The organism is Neobacillus citreus, from assembly GCF_018343545.2.
Lineage (GTDB): Bacteria > Bacillota > Bacilli > Bacillales > Cytobacillaceae > Neobacillus > Neobacillus citreus.
Map to the genome: position 1 here is coordinate 3,212 of NZ_JAGYPE020000063.1, position 16,737 is coordinate 19,948.

Sequence of the window (16,737 nt, forward strand, 5' to 3'; positions counted from 1 at the left end):
ATTATTTTAGGCTTAAGTATTTATGTTACCCTTTCTTCCGGACAGCTCTCTTTAGGGAATGCCGGATTTATGGGGATTGGAGCCTATACATCAGCATTATTAACCATTAACTACGATCTGCCCATTGTTGTTAGTGTCATTGCAGGTGCTGTCGTTGCAGGAATAGTCGGTATTCTAATCGGAATTCCGTCACTTCGGTTAACGGGGGTTTATTTGGCGATTGCCACCCTTGGCTTCGGTGAAGTCATTCGGGTGTTCTTGATTAATTGGGAATCTCTTACTAAGGGTGCGGTTGGTCTTTCAGGTATTCCGCAAATCGGCAGGGAACTGCTAAAGGTCTCCAGGGATGCTGGATTTAATCCGCTGGACATTGGCTTAAAAAATAATCAGTACGTTTATTTACTGGTACTAATTATATTGGTCATCATCAATATTCTTTTAATCTGGTTCCTTGTTAGACAAAATAAATCCCGTGTCGGCCGTGCTTTTGCAGCCATTAAAATGGATGAGAAAGCGGCGGAGGCAATGGGAGTCAATATCACGTATTATAAAGTTTTATCTTTTGTTCAGGGGGCGGTTATATCAGGTTTTGCGGGCGCATTATTCGCCCATGTTATGGGCTATATCAGCCCTGCAGATTTTTCCTACCATCGCGCCGTTGAAATTTTGATTTTCGCGGTATTCGGCGGAAGCGAAGTCATTTGGGGCTCTATTTTTGGTGCCGCCTTTATGACCTTGATGCCAGAGGTATTGCGTTTTATCAGTGAATACCGTTATATGATTTATGGTGCCATTTTGATTTTAATGATGGCATTCCGCCCGCAGGGAATTATTGATGTTCCCCTTTTACAGAAGTTTCAGCTGTCAAAAAGGAGGGGTAAACATGGTTCTAAAAATTAACAACATCACGAAAAATTTTGGCGGTATTTCGGCGTTAACTGATGTTTCTTTTTCCATTAAGGAAGGAGAAATCTACGGTCTTATTGGTCCAAACGGTGCAGGGAAAACGACTATGTTTAATATGATTACGAATATGTTCCCTCCAACGTCGGGCGAAATTACCTTTTTAGATGAAAAAATTACCGGCTTTAAACCACATAAAATTACCAATAAGGGAATTTGCCGGACCTTCCAAAACATTCGTCTTTTCTCTCAAATGACGGTGCTGGAAAATGTGTTGGTTGGAGGGCACACCCGCAGTAAATCAGGTGTCTTTAGCGGTGTACTAAGGACAAAGGGACAGCGTGCTGAAGAAGAAAGATTACGTGTAACTGCGAAGGAGATTCTCGAATTAGTAGGCTTATTGGAGTTTGAGGATGCGATTGCGGAAAACCTAGCTTATGGCCAGCAAAGACGGCTGGAAATTGCGAGAGCCTTAGCAAGCAATCCAAAGCTATTATTATTGGATGAACCTGCTGCCGGTATGAATGATACCGAAACAGCCGATTTATATCATTTGATTAAAAAGGTCCAGGAGCGAGGCATCACAACTCTGTTAATTGAACATGACATGCCGCTTGTCATGAGGCTGTGTGATCGAATTACCGTTTTAAACATCGGTAAAAAGCTTGCTGAGGGAACACCGGATGAAATTCAAAATAACCAAGCTGTTATTGAAGCCTACCTCGGATCAGAGGGAGATGATGAAATTGCTTAAAGTATCTGGAATTGAGACATTTTACGGAAAAATTCAGGCCCTAAAAGGAGTCAGCCTGGAAGTGGAACAAGGGAAAATTGTCACGATCCTAGGGGCGAACGGGGCCGGAAAAACAACAACGATGAAAACAATTGCCGGATTAATTAAGCCGAAGACCGGAACCATTGAGTTTCTTGGGGAAAATGTCACTGGCTTGAGACCGGACCAGCTAGTTAAAAAAGGGATTTCTCTTGTTCCTGAGGGAAGGGCTATATTGTCAGGAATGACTGTCATGGAAAACCTTGATATGGGGGCTTACCAAAGAAAAGATAAAGAGGTTGAAAAGGACCTGGAAGATGTCATGAAAAGATTCCCTATCTTAAAAGAGCGGAAGAATCAGCTTGGCGGAACACTTTCAGGCGGACAGCAGCAAATGCTTGCCATCGCCCGTGCGTTGCTGGCACGTCCTAAATTATTATTGCTGGACGAGCCTTCAATGGGACTAGCTCCATTGATCGTGGCAGAAATTTTTAAAATCATCAAGGAAATCAAAGATGCCGGCACAACTGTGCTTGTCGTCGAACAAAATGCGAAACAGGCCTTGAAAATAGCTGACTATGGATACGTGTTGGAAACCGGGAAGGTTATCATTCACGGGAACGCAAAGGACCTGTTGGAAGACCCAAGAATTGTCGAGGCATACCTTGGCAGAAAGTCCAACTAATTTTATTTAAAAAAGGGCCTGACCTCCACTCTGCAAAAGTTTTACGCAGTGGGAGCGGCCCTTTTTCTGTTCCTTTTTTCCAAAGTCCGCGGAAAATCTCCCCTACCCTACAAAATTTTAGAATCGATCACCTTATTCAACAAAATCATTTTCATAATGCTACAAAATCTCTTAAAGGGAAATGCCCCTTTTTTAAGAATTTATATTCCTAGTAGCTAAGAAAAAATGGCTAAAGGGGGAATATACGTTGAATTTTTTGAGACGCCTTAAACACATCGTTGGGATTTCATTAGCTTTAGTTTTGTTATTTGCTGCAGCAATACCTATTCAGGCGGTTGTTAAATATGATGACCAGATTAATACAACAACTGACCAAAATAGTGATTACGCCTTTATTCAATTTGGGGATGCTCCGATTGCATCCTTCGAGGGAACAATTAAAGGGTATGACCCTACCAAACCGCAGAAGGGGAAGAAATTAGACCTTAATTCACCAGCTGCCAATAAATATGGAAACCGCCTTCAGGCCCAGCGGGAGAACTACAAAAAATGGCTGGCCAAACAGCTTCCACAGGTTAAGGTTGTGACGGAGTATGCGGTAACCTATAACGGACTTGGATTGAAGCTAAATGGTGCTTCTTTAAAGGATGTAAGCCAGGGACCTGGTGTAGTTCAAGTAGGATATAGTGGTGATTATCGAAAAGCAATGAGTACGAGCACTGGTTTAATCAATGCGGGTCCAATTTGGAATGCTCTTGGCGGGCAGGCAAATGCAGGGGCTGGAATTAAAGTCGGTGTTATCGATTCAGGGATTGATCAGAAGCATCCTTTCCTCCAGCCAAACGAAGGGATGAAAGTGCCGGAAGGGTTTCCGAAAGGTGATGCAAACTTAACAACTGCAAAGGTTATTGTAGCGAAGGTATTTACGCAAAATCCAAAATTAACAGCACAAGCAGTGGGAAGCCATGGGACGCACGTTTCAGGGACAATCGCTGGGAAGGCCGGAACAACAGCGCCAATGGCAAAGGGTCCGCTTAGCGGTGTGGCACCAGGTGCATACCTAGGGAATTATAATGTATTCCCAGGTGATGTTGAAAACGCAAGCAGCTTGTTTATCGCCAAAGCGGTTGAAGAGGCTGTTAAGGATGGAATGGATGTCCTTAACCTTAGTCTGGGCGGAACACCTCATAAGGGTGCGGATTTATTAGACATGACCGTTAACGCTGCTGTAGATGCCGGCGTGGTAGTCGCCATATCAGCAGGTAATGAGGGACCGGGGAATTATACCGTCGGATCGCCAGGAACAGCTGATAAGGTTATTACGGTTGCTGCGACAACCAATAGCCATTCGTTTGCGATGTTCTTGGAGTCTGATGCGCTGGTTGAAGGCCAGACAATTGCCACTACGGGCAGCCAGGGAGGCGAGGTTAAGCAAGAAATAACCGGCAATTATGCTCTGTGGTCGGATTACTCTGGTGGAGATAAACAGGCATGCTCAGCCATTAGTGGTAAACCATTAGAAGACAAGCTTGCGCTAATTCAGCGCGGCAACTGTACATTCGCAGAAAAAATCAATAATGCAGAAGCTGCGGGAGCTATAGGTGTAATTATTTACAATAATACTGATGCTGACCCTATTCCAATGGCAACAGATGGGGTTAAAATACCGGCAGTAATGGTATCAAAAGCGGCGGGTCAACAATTAGCTAGTGCTGAGGAAGGTAAACGTAAGGTTACCATCACCTATCCTCCTACGGAAATCCAAGCAACTCCCAATTTACTTGCTGACTTTAGTTCTTGGGGACCAACACCTAATTACACGTTAAAGCCCGATGTAGCGGCGCCAGGTGTAAATATATACTCATCCGTGGTGGGCGGCGGATTTGAGGTTTATCAAGGCACATCTATGGCAGCCCCTCATGTTGCAGGTGCGGCAGCCCTTTTATTAAAAATCAGTCAAGAAAATGGACTTGGCTGGGGACCAGCTGAAGTGAAAGCTGCTTTAATGGGCACAGCACATAATGTGGATGGAAGTGTTTTAAAAGATGAAGATGTTAATAATCCGCTTAAGATTGGTGCCGGTATAATTGATTTGGGCCGTGCAATGAACCCGTCAGCGTTGGCTTTGCCGTCTTCCTTAAGCTTTGGTCTAGTTCGCCCGGTTGGGAACCAGACATATCAGATGACACTTACTCTTGTTAACCCAACAGCAAGTGCTGTTACTTATACCTTGAGTACGGATGCAGACTTAAGTTTAAGTAAATCTGAAGTTAAGGTTCCTTCAAAAGGAAGTACTGAGATAACCGTAACTGTTCAAAACCGCGGGACGAAATTAAGCGGCCAGCAGGGAACACCTGATTTTAAACGTGGTTATATTAACGTAACATCTGATAAAGGGAATATTCGGGTTCCATATCTATATGTAATAGACTATAATCGCTAAATGTTAAAGGGAGATTGCTTGGTGCAATCTCCCTTTTAACAATATACGATTTATCGAACAGTTTTTAACGCGCCGCTCCAAGAATTAACTTGGTCAAGCATAGCATTTACGTTATCAAGGTGTAATGATTGTGGCTTGAAAACAGATCCGTTTTCGAAATCAGTGAACAAAGATAATGTTGGATGAACGCGAACGTCAGCGATCATTAACTCACCCATGATACCGCGTAAATGTTCAGCCGCACGAGCACCGCCTGTTGAACCATAGCTTACGATACCTGCTGCTTTGTTGTTCCATGCTTCACGAGCAAAATCAAGAGCATTTTTTAAAGCGCCAGTGATGCTGTGGTTGTATTCTTGAACGATGAATACGAAGCCATCCAAGTTAGCAAGCTTTTCATTCCATTTTGCGATTCCTGGTTCTGTTCCATCAGTTGTTCCTAAGAATGGTAAGTTGAAATCAGCGATATCTACGATTTCATAATTGGCATCCCCGCGTTTGTCCGCGATACCTTTTACCCATTCGCCAACTTGCGGGCTTACACGTCCTTCACGAGTGCTTCCTAAGATAATACCGATATTTAATTTTTCAGTTGTCATTTTGTCTTCCTCCTTAGCTGAATTGCCAAATAATTTGTCTATAAATCTCATTTCCTGCTGCACCACCTTGTATTTTCTTGATGTTAGGCATGTGACCTTATTTTTTGCTTTATTGCAAAAAATAAAACCTAAATAAACAAAGGTAAATGAAGTGTATTAGGCGCATTTACAAATCATTTTCCTTGAATTAAAATATCTTTAATCTGAGATTTATGATAGAATAATGAATGGATATTGTCAAGTAATCAATACTATTAGTAAGTTTTGTTTGCTACAGAACTTTGGGAGGATACCGCAAATGAAGACAGATAATATAAATGAAAATAACGGTATGGAAATTGGTATATATACACTAGGGGACTTGGTAGCAGACCCGCAAACAGGTAAAACCATTAGTGCCAGACAAAGGATGGCAGAAATTTTGGAAGCTGCAAAAATGGCAGATGAGGCCGGCCTCGATGTCTTTGGTGTCGGCGAACATCATCGTCTCGACTATGCGGCGTCTTCACCGCCTGTGATTCTTTCCGCCATTTCTCAAGTGACAAAGCGGGTGAAACTGGCAAGTACAACAACCGTCTTAGGGACCGTTGATCCAGTGCGGTTATTTGAAGACTTCTCGACGCTGGACCTTTTGTCAGGTGGACGGGCAGAAGTGATTGCAGGCCGCGGGGCATTTGTGGAATCCTTTTCACTGTTTGGTTATGATTTGGACGATTATGATGGGCTGTTTGAGGAAAACATCGATTTATTTTTGAAGTTAAATGCAAATGAAAGAGTGACTTGGACGGGAAAATTTAGGACTCCATTAAGGGATGCGGAAATTGCCCCTAGACCTGTCCAAAAGGGGATTCCATTTTGGGTAGGAGTCGGCGGTTCGCCGGAAAGCGCAATTCGTGCCGGTAAATATGGAGCGGGCTTAACAATGGCGATCCTAGGCGGTGATCCGATGAGATTTAAGCAGATTGTGGAAGTATATCGCAAGACAGCAACAGAAGCTGGGTTTGCGCTTGATGATTTAAAGGTGGCTGTAACGGGACATGCGTTCATTTCAGAGACGAGCCAACTGGCGAAAGACAATTATTTCCCTTACTACGCAAATTATCGTGGGTTTTTCAATCAGGAACACGGGGTAAATGCCATGGCGCGGGAGGAATTTGAAAAGCTTACTGGACCGGAAACCGCCCTGTTTGTCGGCAGTCCGCAGGAGATTACTGAAAAGATCCTTCGCCAATATGAGCTTTTTGGCCATCAACGTTTCATGGCGCAAATGGATATCGGCGGCATGCCATTTAAAAAGGTAGCAGAATCCATTGAACTTTTGGCGACTAAGGTGGCGCCGGTTGTTCGACGCGAAACAAACAAAGCAGTTAAACTGCCTGTTTCATTGTAAGCATCAGTAGTTGGAGTCCCAAAAAATGGGCTCCTTTTTTGCGTTTATAAACTAAAAACAGCCTTTTTTACTCCATGCTAAAGCGGCATAAATGGGAATTCTGGCCATGCTGCTAGCCATTGTGTTCCTAAGTATCTACAGGTCACCAGTCCGTTGATAAAAATAAACCAGATGACCTACTGCCTGCCTAAAGCCAAAAAGAGAAGCCATGCATATTTTATTGATAGATATTACTATCACAGGATTGTGATTCAATCATTAGCATGATTTATTTTTGCAAAAGGAGGACAGGCTTTGGCACGAACACCATTAGCAGGTATTTTGCAGAAGTCTTTTGCTGTGGCCAGTGCCGCGGTGGAAAAGGAAAAAAGTACTGGACAAGCTAATTTAAAGGAAGGTATCACGGTACAAGATCTCGATGACATTCCAGATAAGGAAAAGAAGCAGTTAATTACAAGTAGTTTTCATAAAGCACCAAGGGTAGTCATTGTGGGAGCAGGATTGGCGGGACTCACGAGCGCCTTTCGACTTAAACAGCAAGGGATTATCGCAACCATTTATGAAGCGGCCAATCGTGTTGGGGGGCGTTGTTGGACAAGAAGAGGGCATTTTAAAGACGGTCAAATCGTCGAACGCGGTGGGGAATTAATAGATACAGGACATAAAGAGATTCAAGAATTGGGAAAAGAGCTTGGCTTGGAATTTGATAATGTAGTGATGGCAGAACCAAAAGGGACAATGCCATTTTATTTTTTTGATGACTGCTCCTATACCTTTGAGGAAGTCACAAATGATTTTATGCATATTTTGCCTAAACTCAAAAAGGATTTAATAGAGGTTGGTGAGACCACACTTTACAATCATTATACTGAACGTGGGTATGAACTGGATCATATGTCAGTGTTGGATTATATTAATGAAATTGTACCGGGAGGAATTCAATCAAAATTCGGTAAATTATTGGAAGTTGCCTATACCGTTGAAAATGGAGCAGATGCAAGTCTGCAGAGTGCATTAAATCTCCTCTATATGTTGGGCTTTGCCCAAAAGGATCATTTTCACATATATGGAGACTCAGATGAGTGCTTTCATATTAGAGGTGGAAATGATCAGCTCCCCACCTTATTAGCTGACAATCTTACAGGACAAATCGAGTTAAATTCCCCTCTTATAAAAATTGAACAAACCAGCCAAAATGAAATAAGACTTACCTTTCGAAATCGTATAAAGGAATGGGAGGTTTTGGCCGATAAAGTTATTCTGGCTATTCCTTTTAAGATTTTAAGAACAATAGATTTTGAGAATGCCAGCTTTCGAGACTTAAAGAAAATAGCGATTGAAGAATTGGGAATGGGGGTAAATACAAAGCTCCATGCACAGTTTGCCCATCGATTCTGGAATGACCTTGGGAATAATGGAGAAACCTTTACGGATACTGGCTACCAGCAGACCTTCGAATCCTCACGTACCCAACAAGGCACTTCAGGAATTTTGGTCAATTATACGGGAGGCGAAACAGCAGCCAAACTTTCTGCGTTAACAGTAACAGAAAAGAAGGAGATTGCTAAAAGTTTCTTGGACAAGTTAGACCCCGTGTTGCCAGGAAGTACAAGTAATTGGAATGGTTTAGCCACGGTTGATCACTGGCTTAGCAACCAATGGTCAAAAGGAGCCTATTCTTACTGGAAAGTAGGCAATTACACAAAATTTGCCGGAATAGTTGGAGAGCGGGAAGGCAATATCTTCTTCGCTGGTGAACACACCTCCATTAAGTATCCAGGCTATTTAAACGGAGCAGTGGAATCCGGGGAAAGGGCTGCGAAAGAAGTAATTAATGACTTACCATAAAAAATAAATGCGTGGACTGGACGTAATACAAGAAAAGATGGGTGGTGGCAGCACCACCCATCTGTGTGGGGTCAGAGCAGCTCTTTATTTTTTCACGGTATCTTTTGCGAGGAAGTTGTAAATGTTTGCTTCGCCAGCTCCGTAAAGTGGGTCAACTCCGACTTTACCGAAATCAATGGCACTTTGTCTAATAGCCGCAGCCACTTGGGCTGGTGAGTATTCTGGGTGGGCAGATTTAATAACTCCGGCGACCCCGGCGACTTTTGGTGCTGCCATGGAGGTCCCATGTAAATACGAGTATCCATGCCATTGTCCATCGGTGAATTGTGTTGTGGCATTGCCTCCTCCAACTGGATAAGAAGGATAGGTTGATAATGTACGATACGTGTAATCACGTTTATCTAAATAGTTTCCGGCTGGATTTTGTCGATACAAGCTGTCATATAACGGACCATTATCCCCGCCAGGACCGGCTACATCAATTGCATTGCCGTAATTGGAATAGAAGGCGATGCTTTTATCCGACCATTCATTCGATGAGGACACCGTAATGACGCCAGGAATTTGTGCAGGTACTACCCGGGACGGACCCTTAATATCAATTCCGTAAGTAGCTTTCCAATAGGCTTGCATATCATGTAAGTTATTCAAGTCTTTTGAATCATTCCCAGCCGATACAACGACCGTAACCCCTTTTTGAATGGCAAACTGAATAGCGCGCTGATAAGCTACCATAGAAGCGGAGTCACCCTTTTCCCCCAAGTTATGGGCCATCCAGCGCCAACCGCCAATTGACATGTTAATGACCTCAACCCCATCATTAGCTGCGGCTACAATGGCATCGGTAATCCACGATTGCTGCGCTCCACCTGTTGCCCCAAACACACGATAGGCACGAACGGTTAACCCAGGTCCTACACCCTTTACCTTTCCATTTGCCGCAATCGACCCAGCAACGTGGGTACCGTGGCCATTTTTGTCCCAAGCATCTGTTGTGCCAGGAACAAAGGTTCTAGAGCCTGCCAGATCTGCATTATCCTTTAAATCAGGGTGGCTGAAATCAATGCCCGTATCGATAACAGCAACAACTGTATCATGATTTCCATCATTTAATTTATAAGAATCCCCATCATGTGTTAGGCGCTGCATATCCCATTGTTTATCCCAATAGCTTGGAGCATTTGGGTCAAGAGTTACCTTCTGCCCATTAGGTGTACCCGGGGTAAATTGAATAGCGTCATCGGGGTCTGTTTCCAAGTAGGCTTCAAGCTCCCTTCCAGCCGATTGAATATTCGTATCCTGTGAAATTTTTGATAGAAAGTCCTGATTAGAGGAGGCAGCTTCAACGATTCCTATTTCTTCTACAACCCGTTCCACTTTTCCGCCAGCCTGTTCAATTTTTGCAGTGAAGTTGGTTGGCAGCTTTCCTTTATAAGCTAATACATAATGTTCTTGTTCTGCTTCTGCCTTAGGCTTGTCCGCCTGCACTCCGGCAAGCAATGAAATGGAAAGAACTGAACAAACCGATAGAACCGCTAATCTTTTTTTCAACCCAATTCCCCCTAGCAATCTGGTAATTAACGTTTGAGACGTTATGAGTTGATTTTAGGACAAGGTCATAAAATAAAGTGTCGAACGAACAGTTGGACTGTTAAAAATTTATAGACAGATAGATACAATATGCTTGTCCCCTCGCTAAAAATTTTTCCATTTGACGAATACTGCGCTGTCCAATATAGTATTAATATAAAAATAGAATACCCGTATCGAACGGGAGAGGTTCATAGCTGTTACCCTCTATAAAAAACTATGGATTCATGTCAATAAAGCCATGTCCATAAGGATGTGGCTTTTCTGCTTTTATCCCCTTAGTTTGATTAGAATGGTGAAGGACCTCTCTTGTGAAAGTGCTGGGGCACATTTACAGGAGGTTTTTTTATGTCTGGACGTACAGATGAACAAGGTTTAAAGGATTTAACACTGCTCGGAAATCAGGGCACCAAATACTTATTTGAATATGCGCCGGAGGTCTTGGAGGCTGTTGACAACCTGCATCCAAATCGCGACTTTTTTGTAAAGTTTAACTGCCCTGAGTTTACAAGCCTTTGCCCGCTGACGGGACAGCCGGATTTTGCAACGATGTATATTTCTTATATCCCGGATCAGAAAATTGTCGAAAGTAAGTCGCTGAAATTATATCTGTTCAGCTTCCGTAACCACGGCGATTTCCATGAAGACTGTGTCAACATCATCATGAATGATTTAATCAAGCTTCTGGATCCACGGTATATTGAGGTTTGGGGAAAATTTACGCCGCGCGGCGGAATTTCCATTGACCCATGGTGCAACTATGGTAAACCGGGAACCAAGTATGAAGAAATGGCCCAATTCCGGTTGATGAATCATGACCTTTATCCTGAAAAAGTGGATAACCGATAAGATACAGTTAACAACAAGATATACTCAGAAATCCCCTCCCTCCTTTGGTCCTAAGGCCATGGGAGGTTTTTTTATTAAAAAATCTTTACAATATTTTCACTTATGTTAAAAAATTAGAAGTTTTGCAAATTTACCGCTAAAATTTGACAAAATATTCCTCCGATTCGTGGTACTTTATAATCATCAACAGAATTGGGGAGAGAAATATGAGGAAATTATCGTCTGCGGTTTTAATTTTTGTATTAACTTTCTTTTTCTTTTCAAGCCAATCAGAGGCTGCCACTTCTCAGTTAATCATTATTAATAAGAAGACAAATACCCTAGCATATTACGATGGAGGCACATTAGTAAGGACTTTTAAGGTGGCGACAGGGAGGTCAAGGGACTTAACTCCCGAAGGAAAATTTAGGATTGTTAATAAAATTGTAAATCGTCCTTATTATACAGGCCATATTGCCGGAGGGGACCCTCGAAACCCACTAGGCGACCGCTGGATGGGCCTTGAGGCAAGAGGAACCTATGGAACCACCTATGGCATCCATGGGAATAACAATGAAAGCTCCATCGGCCGGTACGTCAGCTCAGGCTGTGTGCGCATGCATAACTCGGAAATTCGATGGCTCTTTGACCGAATTCAAAATTATACTGAAGTGGTTATTACCCATTCAGGTGATAGTTTTGATACTATCGCCATGGCTAATGGATATGGAGTAACCGTACCAGTTAATGGGGAGAATCAAGGTACGACGGCACCACAAATTCAAAACGGCTGGGTGCAAGCAGGTGGCAATAAGTATTATTATGAAAATGGAGCGGTAAAAACAGGCTGGCAGACGATAAATGGCAAAAAGTATTTCTTTGATAAAAACGGAATAATGAAGACCGGCTGGCTGACGGATAGCGGCAAGAAATATTATTTGGATAGCAGCGGTGTGTTGAAAACAGGCTGGCAAGAGATTAAAGGGAAGAAATATTATTTTGCAAATGATGGTGTGATGAAGATCGGCTGGCTAGAAGATGGCGGTCAAAAATTCTATCTTGATAAAGACGGTGCAGCGAAAACGGGGTGGTTGGAAGACGGTGGCAATAAGTATTACTTTGACGCTGCCGGGGCAATGAAAACCGGCTGGATCGAGGATGGCGGAATGAAATATTTCCTTGACACTGCAGGCGCGATGAAAACGGGTTGGCTGGAGGACGGCGGTAATAGATATTATTTAGATAATACCGGAGCCATGAAGACCGGCTGGCTTGAAGCGGGCGACAAGAAATATTATTTTGCTGGCGATGGTGTGATGCAAACCGGGTGGGTAAAAGACGGAGAAAACTGGTACTATCTTGACCAAATTGAAGGCATGAAGACCGGCTGGATCAATTATAAAGGAAAATGGTATTACATTAACTCCAATGGCGTGATGGATAACACCGTCATCAGCAAGCTCGAGGACTTTGATCCTGTTGTTACGGAAAATACCGGCTGGACGGATATTGCTGGGAATAAATACTTTTTAAAGAAAAACCCTACTCTTGTCACTGGCTGGTTGAACTTCGAGAATAACTGGTACTATCTCTACATTAATGCCGATATGGCGAAAAACTTCCTTAAAGATAGTAATACGCTTGTACAAAATTAAGAATCGCAAGGAGAAGGCACTTCATGAAGTGTCTTCTTTTTACATGAAAGGTATGATAAGTCAAAGGAAAAGTTTAAAATGTTTGTAGGTGTATAGGAAAGGAAGGAAGTTCAATGTCAGTGCTAAAGAAGTTGCAGTTTAAGGACCAGGGACAGCCAGTGTTCATTGTCAACGCACCACAGTCCTACGATGGGGTCATTCGAACATTTGAAGGTGAAGTCCACCAGGAGGCGATAATGGACCGCTATGAATTCGTACAGGTATTTGGGGCAAGCAATGAAGAATTGGGGGCTTTGGCAAAGAGCGCCGAGAAGTTCGTAAAAGAAGATGGACTTTTCTGGCTATGCTATCCGAAAAAGTCATCAAAGACATATAGAGGTTCCGATTGCAGCCGCGACACTGTGATGTATTTATTGGCAGATGAAGGCTACGAACCTGTCCGGCAGATTGCCATTGACGACGATTGGTCAGCCTTAAGGTTTCGGAAGGCCGAGAATATTAAAACCATGAAGCGAAGCTTTGCTGTAACGGAAAAAGGAAAAGAGCGGACGGAAAATTAAGCAAATAAGTCGAATACACTCTTTCATTCCCATATATATTGAAAAGCTAAGAAACTAAAAAGAAGGTACTCATTGTTGAGTATCTTCTTTTTAGTTTCACCTGGAATTTCGTAATAATCTACCTATGTATACAATGCGTAAACACGTTTACTTTTCGTATACATTTTGTTTACAAATCCGTTTGCGTGTATACAAAGCTGTTTACATCCTGGCACCTAGCCATGTATACAGATTTGTAAATTTCGTAAACAGTGCTGTATACATTTTCATCTGCGTTTACTCCAGCCCATGTCAATTTTATGGGGAGTTGAATGTCAGTTCTTAAAAAATTGCAGGATAAGGACCAGGGATCACCGGGCTAATTCTCAACGCACCGAAGTCTACGAAGAGGTTATTGAAACATTTGAAGTTGAGGTCTACCACGTGCGAAAATGGTTAGCTATGATTTTATACCGGCAATTGGGGCGAGTATGAAGAATTAGTGCCTCAAGCAAATAGTGCTGAACGGTTCATCGAACCTGCCAGGCTTTACTTGCTATGCTATCCGAAAAAGCCTTTTAAGACCTATAAAAGTTCAGATTTGCAGCCACGACATGGGGGTGTATTTACTGGTTGATGATGGCTATGAACCTGTCCTGCAGATCGCTATCGACTATGATTGGTCTGCATTAAGGCTTCGGAAGGCAGAGTATAGTAAAACTATGTAGCGAGGCTTTGCTGTAACGGAAATTTAAGAACCACCCTATCGCACTTTGTAATCGGATTGAGAGCGATTCGATAATGCAGGTAAAAACGAAAGAGAGTAGATTTGAGGGTGCCTAAAAATGGATCCCCTTCTTTAGTTTCTCTGAAATATTTGTAATAATCTACTGTTGTTTACAATCTGTAAACATGTCTACTTTTTGTATACGTTTTGTTTACAAACATGTTTACATGTATACGAAGTTGTATACATTCCGTTGTTCTGCCATGTATACAACTTTGTTATTTTTGTAAACATTAACGTTTACAAATTTCTCCATGTTTACATCCTGTTTACAATTTTACACTTGTGTTTCTTTTCGGCCAGCCTCATTGAAGAAACTAGTAATCTTCTATACGCTTATAGAAAGTACTAGATTGCAAGTCTATTAAATGAAAAGGAATGATGAACATGACTAAATCCAGAATTGCAGCTATCGATGTAGGTAATGACTCCATCAAGGCTATTTTTGGTGAATTAGAATATGAATTAAATATTCCTAACATTATCGCAAGAGACACCGAGGACCGCCCTGTCATCGGCATTGAAGAACTGGACAGCAAAGACCCATTGGATGGGATACATATTAAAGTGCACTCCCCTGCCCTAAAGGAAAATAATATTATCTATCGTGTCGGAAATTTGGCGACAAAAAGCAATAACACAACCGAGCTGGACCCTGGCAGCAGCAAGTCTGAGGAAGACCAGACATTAATTATGCTATTTGCGACATTGGCAATGGATGCCGTAAAAGCCGAATTCCCGCGTACGAAAAACATTATTGATGCTAATTACACATTAGGAACTGGCCTGCCGCTGAGGGAAGTAAAGGAAGGCAAGGATGCCGGTTACCGTTCAAAATTGCTTGGTAATGTCCATCAGGTCGAATTTCTTGTAACCCCAAAATACCAAGGCATTAAAGTTAATATTAAGTTCAATGAAGTAAAGGTTTATCCTGAAGGCTTTGCGGCTTATATCAATCTTGTCATGGATAATAATTTAAAAGTTATTAATAAGGACTTAATCGATAAACGCATTTTAATTCAAGACATCGGTGGCCTCTCCACGGACATCGCCGTCATTAAAAACCGCAATGTCGACGATGACAAGGCGCAAGGGTTTAATCTTGGGGTATCCGAATCGCTAGAAATGATTCGTGAGGAAATTCGTAAAAAACACGGTGTGGAGCTCGACAGCCGCCGCGATGTCGTAGAAATTATTACGAAGAAAAACGACCGTAATCACATCATGGTGAAAGGAAGCCGGACAAGTGTCCATGACATCACCGACCGCATCCTGCTAGACCTTGCGAAAAAGCAATACCGCTTGCTGCGTAATGTCTGGTCTAAGAACTCGCAGACGGAAATCTGCTACTTTGTCGGCGGCGGGTCCATCATTTTAAAGGAATATTTAAAAGCATTGAATAACGGTTTAGATGGTTTTAACATCGATTTCTTTGAGGACGAGAAGGAAAGCATTTGGATGATGTCGAATGCTTATTATAAGTTAATTACGGATTTTGTTCGTAAAACTGAGAAGCAAAGGGCTGCCCAAGATAAAGCACCAGTAAAAAGTTAATTTTAGGGTGATTCTATGAAAAAGGCATCCGAAAACGAAATCAAAAGGGGCCAGGCTTTATCCTTCCGCATCCCTTCTGATACTCCGGATCACATATTAAAACAGCTTCAAAAAATTAAGGAAACAGAACGCCGGAATTTTTCCAGCAAAATTGCTTCGTTTGTTATGGAGGGTGTAAGCCAGTCCTTTTCCCGGGAAAAGGAAACGGTCACCATCCCCCTCCCCAAGGGGCTAACGAAAGCACAGCGTGATTGGCTGAAGCACGAGCATTCCGAAGCACTGCTGGGAAGCATTCTTTATCAGTTGATTTCCGACCCGGTAAGGTCGACCGCACTGCTGGCCTCGTTGAACAGCAAGGCTGTAGATATTGATGAGGCGTTGTACCTGCAGGAGACTACGGCCTTCCCTGCCCCAGAGCCACTTTCTTTTTCGGAGAGCCCTTTTGAAGAAGAAATAGCTGCAGGAATTGACTTGGCTGATGATGATTTGGACGAGTTTGCTTTCGAGACCATCGACCAGGCCATGTCCCCTACTGAGGATGAAGCCGACGAGAAGGATCTTGATGCCGATGACCTGCTGGGCGGGTTTTTGGCGAGTATGAATAAATAAGAATTAAGATGAGGCACCTTGGTGATGGGGTGCCTTTCGTCATGGTTCAGTATTCAGGATAGGAAATTCACTTAGATTCATCATCCAGTTCCATTAATTTGAGCTGCTCCTTAAGGTAGTTTTTTAGCTTAAAAGAATATGAAATCAAGTAGATTAAGAGAAGGAAGATTCATATGAAGGTGTTCATACAGGTAGTTCTGGGGATTATTATTGGATGGCTTCTGTTTTATTTCATGGGTATTGAACAGGCGGAAATGGATTAAGTTCGTGTATCAATACATAAATTCGACGGTGTTTTACTTTATTGTTGTGGTGGCAGTGCCGGTTATTTGCTTTGCTGTACTTCGTAAGTTTAAGGTTTTTGGGGTTGCTGTTTCCGTTACGATGGTAGGGTTGTTTATATTGATTTATATTGCTTTAAATACGGGGATGTTGGGATTCTGAAGATGTAAAAGGACCCCTGACTACACCATGAGTGAGGTCCGAGATATACTTCCTCATTTTAAATGTTGAGGTAATGAAGTTAAACCCCGCT

14 protein-coding genes and 1 riboswitch are annotated in these 16,737 nt (G+C 42.6%); of the genes, 12 read left to right on the plus strand and 2 right to left on the minus strand.

Annotated features, from left to right (window positions below; genetic code table 11):
• The 4 genes from KHB02_RS24295 to KHB02_RS24310 form a co-directional block, all read left to right on the plus strand.
• The coding region (locus KHB02_RS24295; protein WP_241114062.1) for a branched-chain amino acid ABC transporter permease at window positions 1-900 on the plus strand (900 nt) is incomplete at its 5' end.
• Window positions 884-1,657 carry an ABC transporter ATP-binding protein gene (locus KHB02_RS24300; RefSeq protein ID WP_213147874.1) on the plus strand — a complete coding sequence of 258 codons (774 nt, stop codon included), beginning with the start codon at window positions 884-886 and terminating at the stop codon, window positions 1,655-1,657. The genes KHB02_RS24295 and KHB02_RS24300, both read left to right, overlap by 17 nt.
• The gene (locus KHB02_RS24305) at window positions 1,650-2,360 is read left to right on the plus strand and encodes an ABC transporter ATP-binding protein (RefSeq protein ID WP_213148102.1); all 711 of its coding nucleotides are present in this window, start codon (window positions 1,650-1,652) and stop codon (window positions 2,358-2,360) included. The genes KHB02_RS24300 and KHB02_RS24305 overlap by 8 nt, the downstream gene beginning before the upstream one ends.
• A gap of 247 nt (window positions 2,361-2,607) precedes the next feature.
• Window positions 2,608-4,803, plus strand: coding sequence for a S8 family serine peptidase (locus tag KHB02_RS24310; RefSeq protein ID WP_213147875.1), 2,196 nt, complete (start codon window positions 2,608-2,610; stop codon window positions 4,801-4,803).
• Between the two features lie 50 nt (window positions 4,804-4,853).
• Here KHB02_RS24310 and KHB02_RS24315 read toward each other — a convergent pair whose 3' ends face one another.
• Complete coding sequence (locus KHB02_RS24315) at window positions 4,854-5,453, minus strand: NADPH-dependent FMN reductase (RefSeq protein ID WP_213147876.1); 600 nt, start codon at window positions 5,451-5,453, stop codon at window positions 4,854-4,856.
• A gap of 247 nt (window positions 5,454-5,700) precedes the next feature.
• Here KHB02_RS24315 and KHB02_RS24320 point away from each other — a divergent pair, with 247 nt between their 5' ends.
• Both KHB02_RS24320 and KHB02_RS24325 read left to right on the plus strand, forming a co-directional pair.
• The gene (locus tag KHB02_RS24320; protein ID WP_213147877.1) at window positions 5,701-6,792 is read left to right on the plus strand and encodes an LLM class flavin-dependent oxidoreductase; all 1,092 of its coding nucleotides are present in this window, start codon (window positions 5,701-5,703) and stop codon (window positions 6,790-6,792) included.
• Between the two features lie 294 nt (window positions 6,793-7,086).
• On the plus strand, window positions 7,087-8,640 hold the full coding sequence (locus KHB02_RS24325) for a flavin monoamine oxidase family protein (protein ID WP_213147878.1): 1,554 nt from the start codon (window positions 7,087-7,089) through the stop codon (window positions 8,638-8,640).
• A gap of 84 nt (window positions 8,641-8,724) precedes the next feature.
• On the opposite strand, the gene KHB02_RS24330 is transcribed toward KHB02_RS24325, so the two are convergent.
• Window positions 8,725-10,191 (minus strand): S8 family serine peptidase, encoded by a 1,467-nt coding sequence (locus KHB02_RS24330; RefSeq protein ID WP_213147879.1) that lies wholly within the window; start codon window positions 10,189-10,191, stop codon window positions 8,725-8,727.
• Window positions 10,192-10,410: 219 nt separating this feature from the next.
• Window positions 10,411-10,457, plus strand: a riboswitch (PreQ1 riboswitch).
• 121 nt (window positions 10,458-10,578) lie between these two features.
• Between KHB02_RS24330 and queF the strand changes: the two genes are divergently transcribed.
• From queF to KHB02_RS24360, 6 genes are all read left to right on the plus strand, one after another.
• A complete protein-coding gene (gene queF, locus KHB02_RS24335) occupies window positions 10,579-11,079 on the plus strand; it encodes a preQ(1) synthase (protein WP_213147880.1) in 501 nt (166 codons plus the stop codon).
• A gap of 206 nt (window positions 11,080-11,285) precedes the next feature.
• Entirely contained in the window at window positions 11,286-12,713 is a 1,428-nt protein-coding gene (locus KHB02_RS24340) for a L,D-transpeptidase family protein (protein WP_213147881.1), read from the plus strand.
• A gap of 113 nt (window positions 12,714-12,826) precedes the next feature.
• Window positions 12,827-13,273 carry a DUF3052 domain-containing protein gene (locus KHB02_RS24345; protein ID WP_213147882.1) on the plus strand — a complete coding sequence of 149 codons (447 nt, stop codon included), beginning with the start codon at window positions 12,827-12,829 and terminating at the stop codon, window positions 13,271-13,273.
• A gap of 1,153 nt (window positions 13,274-14,426) precedes the next feature.
• Window positions 14,427-15,593, plus strand: coding sequence for a ParM/StbA family protein (locus tag KHB02_RS24350; RefSeq protein WP_213147883.1), 1,167 nt, complete (start codon window positions 14,427-14,429; stop codon window positions 15,591-15,593).
• Window positions 15,594-15,608: 15 nt separating this feature from the next.
• On the plus strand, window positions 15,609-16,202 hold the full coding sequence (locus KHB02_RS24355) for a hypothetical protein (RefSeq protein WP_213147884.1): 594 nt from the start codon (window positions 15,609-15,611) through the stop codon (window positions 16,200-16,202).
• 267 nt (window positions 16,203-16,469) lie between these two features.
• On the plus strand, window positions 16,470-16,646 hold the full coding sequence (locus KHB02_RS24360) for a hypothetical protein (protein ID WP_241114063.1): 177 nt from the start codon (window positions 16,470-16,472) through the stop codon (window positions 16,644-16,646).
• The last annotated feature ends 91 nt before the right edge of the window (window positions 16,647-16,737 follow it).